The 4,636-nt window shown below is 37.6% G+C and carries 3 protein-coding genes; all 3 read left to right on the forward strand.

Going from position 1 to position 4,636, the window contains the following annotated elements; translation table 11 throughout:
• Window positions 1–143: 143 nt before the first annotated feature.
• Complete coding sequence (locus tag VMW78_04580; protein ID HUV50277.1) at window positions 144–1,166, forward strand: transcriptional regulator; 1,023 nt, start codon at window positions 144–146, stop codon at window positions 1,164–1,166.
• Between the two features lie 38 nt (window positions 1,167–1,204).
• On the forward strand, window positions 1,205–2,119 hold the full coding sequence (locus VMW78_04585; protein ID HUV50278.1) for a metallophosphoesterase: 915 nt from the start codon (window positions 1,205–1,207) through the stop codon (window positions 2,117–2,119).
• A gap of 79 nt (window positions 2,120–2,198) precedes the next feature.
• Window positions 2,199–4,636, forward strand: a 2,438-nt coding sequence (locus VMW78_04590; GenBank protein HUV50279.1) for a DEAD/DEAH box helicase family protein, incomplete at its 3' end; no start/stop codon positions are given.

A 4,636-nucleotide genomic window follows, 5' to 3' on the forward strand; every position in this document is an offset into this window, starting at 1 on the left:
CCTTGATGCTATGAGCAAAGGCTTGTAGATATAAGCAAAGGCTTGTAGAATAGATCTGAATTAAAAAAAGAATCAAATTTAATCCCTTCAAATCAAAAAAATATAAAGAGATACCTGATCCTATCGATGCAATCAGATTTAGAATGGAACAATTGGGATTAAATCAAAAGGATCTTGTTCCCCTTATAGGCAGCAAAAGTAAAGTGTCTGAAGTTATCAATAAAAAAAGGCCTCTTTCTTTATCTATGATGAGAGCGCTTCATAAAGGATTTGGAATCCCAGCCGAAATCTTGTTACAAGAACAAGGCCATGATTTTCCTAAAGAAATTCCAGGGATAGACTGGTCCTGTTTTCCTATACACGAAATGGTTAATTTGGGCTGGATTTCTTCTAAAAAAATCATAAAAGGAAATGAAGAGGAAATTATGCGAGGATATATTCAGGAAGCCGGAGGTATGAATAGTTTTTCAAAATTATTATTTCGCACTAGTAAAAGTCCGATAAAAAAATATAGAACTGATAGATACGCACTTATGGCTTGGTGTCTTAGGATTATGGAGTTGTCTGAGAAACATCCTTTAGAAAAAAAATATAAACATGGATCCATTAATTTATCAGATTTATCAAAACTCAGTTATTTTAAAAATGGTCCTCTGCTAGCAAAGGAATATCTTGAGAAACACGGTATACAATATTTTATTGTCCCTCATTTGAGAAAAACTTTTCTTGATGGAGCTGCGATGATTTTAGATAAAAAGAAACCAGTAATAGCACTAACCTTAAGATATGACCGGATAGATAATTTTTGGTTTTGTCTTCTTCACGAATTAGCACATCTTACCAAGCATCTTCATGTGGATGAAACAAATATTATAATAGACGAGCTAGGGCCTCATAAGTTAAGTATTGTAAAGAAAGATTCGAAGGAAAAGGAAGCTGATAGAATTGCCCAAAATGCACTAATCCCAGAAGAATATTGGAAGAAAGTTAACCTGGATTCAAAAAATCTGGCAAAGGAAGTGCTTTTTTTATCAGAACAACTTAAGATTCATCCTGCAATCATTGCAGGAAGAATTCAATTTGTAAAAAACAATTATAAAATATTATCCCAATTTATTAATAGAGGAGAGGTCACCAGGCTTTTTAATTCGATCTCATCAAGATAAATATAAACAATCATTTGTTTAATTAGAATGTATAGAAATTGAGAAAAAAATTCCTTAAAAAATTACAGAAATTAGTAGATAAATCCAAAGTAATCCATATAGATGACACCTCTAAAATTATTTTTTTCAGCGACTGTCACCGTGGCTACGGAGACCATGCCGATGATTTTGCTCATAACCAACTGATTTTCATAACTGCTCTTACTCACTATTATAACAAAGGATATACATACATTGAACTAGGTGACGGCGATGAGTTATGGGAAAATAAAGACTTTAATAGAATAAAAGAGAATTACCGGACGATTTTTGAGCTTTTTGATGAGTTCCACATAAACAATCGGCTGTATTATATATGGGGAAATCATAACCGAAGGTGGAAAAATCAAAAAAAAGTAAAAAAAGAATTTTCAAACATAATTGATGATAAAACAAGGAAAAAAAAGCCTATCTTTAAAAATTTAAAAGTACACGAATCACTCGTTCTCCAGTATAAAAATGGCAAAAATAAGATCCTAGTGATCCATGGACATCAGGGTGATTGTCTAAACGATGAATGTTGGTTTTTTGGAAGAATTTTTGTTAGAAACTACTGGAAATATTTTCAGTCTATACTAGGAATACCTGATCCTACAAGTCCAGCGAGAAATTTCCATTCGATGCAGAAAACAGATAAGAGGTTTAAATATTGGATAGATAAGAAAAAAATACCTGTTATAATAGGTCATACACACAAACCAGTTTTTCCTAATAAGGGAGAACCTCCTTACTTTAATGATGGAAGCTGTGTGCATCCCCGCTGCATTACAGGAATAGAAATCTCTCAGGGTAAAATACAATTGGTGAAATGGTATGTGGATGTAAACTTAAATAAAGAACAGAAACGTTATTTTTATGTAAATAAAAGAATTCTTGCTGGTCCTAGAAAGATTGAAGGTGTTTTTATAACATGATTTTTCGCTATAGAATCCCTTGCCAAAAGCTAATAATTTATATAATCTAATGCTCTTGGGAATCGGAAATAAAAATTAAATGAAACCAGAAGAACGAGCCAGAAAAGATATTGATAAACAACTCAAAAAGGCGAACTGGATTATACAAGACCGATCAAATTTAAATTTAGGTGCAGGGTCAGGAATCGCTGTCCGGGAATTTCCGACAAAAGCTGGTCCTGTTGATTATGCTTTATTTGCAAATAGAAAAGCGATCGGAGTAATAGAAGCCAAACCTGCTGGCAGCACATTAAGCGGAGTCGCGGAGCAAACTTCAAAATATATACGAAACTTTCCAAAAAACATTCCCCATATATCATCACCTTTACCCTTTGCTTATGAAAGCACCGGCGTTGAGACATATTTCAGAAATGATAAAGATCCAAATCCTCTCTCCCGCCGGACTTTTGCTTTTCATAAACCAGAAACACTTTTCAAATGGGCTAAACAAGATGCAACATTAAGAGCGCGCCTCAAGCAGCTTCCGCCACTCATAACAGCCGGCCTTCGTGACTGTCAAATAGAAGCCATTACAAATCTTGATATTTCATTAAAAGAAGCCAAACCCAGGGCATTGATCCAAATGGCCAGTGGCAGCGGCAAGACATACACAGCCGTTAGTTTTGTTTATCGCCTCATTAAATTTGCCAAAGCCAAACGTATCCTGTTCCTGGTCGATCGCCGTACCCTTGGAAGACAAACCAGGGGAGAATTCGCCCAGTACACCACGCCTGATGATCACAGAAAGTTCATCGAACTCTATAATGTGCAGCTTCTATCAAGCCCTACCATTGATCCTGTTAGTAAAGTATGTATCACAACCATACAGAGATTGTATTCGATGCTTAAAGGCAAAGAATTCGATACAGAACAGGATGAAATATCCCTTGCGGATTTGACTACGGGTCAGATTAAAGAAGTAACCTACAATCCAAATATACCCATTGAAACATTTGACTTTATAATTACTGATGAGTGCCATCGTTCCATTTATAAACAGTGGCGCCAGGTTTTGGAGTATTTTGATGCTTTCATAATAGGTCTGACTGCAACTCCTTCCAAACAGACCTTTGGATTTTTCAACCAGAACCTTGTTATGGAATACAATCATGAAAGAGCTGTTGCGGATAGAGTCAATGTCGGCTATGAGGTATATCGTATCCGTACCAGAATTACGGAAAAAGGAAGTAAAGTTGAAGTAGGCTATCATATTGACAAACGCGACCGCCAAACCCGTAAGATCCGCTGGGAACAGCTTGATGAAGACCTTGAATATGACGAAAAAGCTCTTGATAGAGCAGTGGTGGCTGTCGACCAGATCCGCACAGTGATCCGCACTTTCAAGGAAAAGTTATTTACCGAGATTTTCCCCGGGCGCACAGAAATCCCAAAGACTCTGGTTTTTTCAAAAGATGATTCTCATGCCGAAGACATTGTGCAAATTATTCGGGAGGAGTTTGGTAAAGGGAATAAATTCTGTAAAAAGATCACTTATCGTACGACTGGGGACAAGCCGGAGAATCTCATCGCCAGTTTTCGCAATTCCTATAATCCCCGCATCGCAGTGACGGTTGACATGATCTCCACTGGAACGGATATCCGCCCCCTGGAATGCCTCCTATTCATGCGGGATGTAAAGTCTCGGGTTTATTATGAGCAGATGAAAGGACGAGGCACTCGTGTGATCTCTTCAACAGATCTTAAAGCTGTAACCCCCGATGAAGAGCACAAGACTCATTTTATAATTGTAGACGCTGTTGGAGTTACAGAGAGCGACAAGACCGACTCCAGACCCCTTGAACGGAAAAAATCTGTTCCCTTTGATAAACTTGTGCAGTCCATCGCAATAGGGGAGAGGGACGAGGATACATTGATGACGATGGCCGGACGACTGGCAAAACTAAATGTTCGATTAGAAGAGGAACAGCACAATGAACTTAAGGAGGTAGCTCATGGAAAAGTATTAAGAGAAATCATAAACGAGCTGCTGGATTCTGTGGATCCGGATAAACAGGTAGAAAAGGCAAGGGAAATGTTTGATGTGGAAACACTTTCGGATAATCAGATTGAAAAAGCCATCGAAGTGTTAACAACCGAAGCTTGCCTGGTATTTGATGATCCTGATTTCAGGAAAACCCTGATTGAGATTAGAAAACAGCAGTATCAGATCATTGATATAGTAAGCCAGGATGCCATCATTACTGCTAAATTTGATCCAGGCCAGGCAGAGAAGGTAGTGCAGTCCTTCAAGGAGTTTATGAAAGCCAATAAAGATGAGATTCTGGCCTTGCAGATTATTTATAATCAACCCTATGACAAAAGGCACCTGACTTATGAGATGATAAAGAAACTGGCCAATGTAATGAAAAAACCACCATACAACTTATCTACTGAGTTTGTATGGAGGGCCTTTGAGCAGCTTGAAAAGGATAAAGTTAAAAAGCGCAGGCCCGAGTTTTTACTCGCTGATATTATCTC

It is taken from the genome of Anaerolineae bacterium, from assembly GCA_035529315.1.
Classification (GTDB): Bacteria; Desulfobacterota; Desulfobacteria; order Desulfobacterales; family ETH-SRB1; genus Desulfaltia.

What these genes read in the sequence shown, in the direction of transcription:
- VMW78_04580 (HUV50277.1), top strand. Translation starts at nt 144, where the DNA reads ATGGAACAATTGGGATTAAATCAAAAGGATCTTGTTCCCCTTATAGGC.